The sequence below is a fragment of the Bartonella sp. CL63NXGY genome, from assembly GCF_042194905.1.
In the GTDB taxonomy this organism is placed as follows: Bacteria; Pseudomonadota; Alphaproteobacteria; order Rhizobiales; family Rhizobiaceae; genus Bartonella.
Genome location: NZ_JBHINK010000109.1, coordinates 1 through 337, shown reverse-complemented (window position 1 = coordinate 337; position 337 = coordinate 1). Strand labels below are relative to the sequence as shown.

The following is a 337-nucleotide window of genomic DNA, read 5'->3' as shown; positions in this document are numbered from 1 at the left end:
CAAAGCGAAGATAGCCAAGATTTAATTGATTTTCAAAATGCTCAAGATGATGATGTAGAAACTTTGCTTAACGATATGAAGAGAATGGGGTTTGTTGGTGATTGGGAAGTGGCCAACCATGATTAGCATTGATAAAGAACACAGTGATTTAAAGCTTGCTCAAATGCTGATTAAGAACAAAGCTTACAGCTTTGCTAAGATTAGTGAACAGACAGGCATTAGTGAACCAACTCTAAAGTCATATCGCAACGACCCCAGCAAGCTAGAAACAGCTAGTTGGAAGAACGTCAGAGCATTAGCAGTATTACAGGTTAATGCGATTGTTCAGGAAGAAGTC

The 337-nt window shown here is 38.9% G+C and carries 1 protein-coding gene; it reads left to right on the top strand.

Annotated features, from left to right (window positions below):
* Window positions 1–118 precede the first annotated feature (118 nt).
* Window positions 119–337 (top strand): hypothetical protein (locus tag ACFIK0_RS09535; RefSeq protein ID WP_375663933.1); only part of this gene is annotated, 219 nt, incomplete at its 3' end.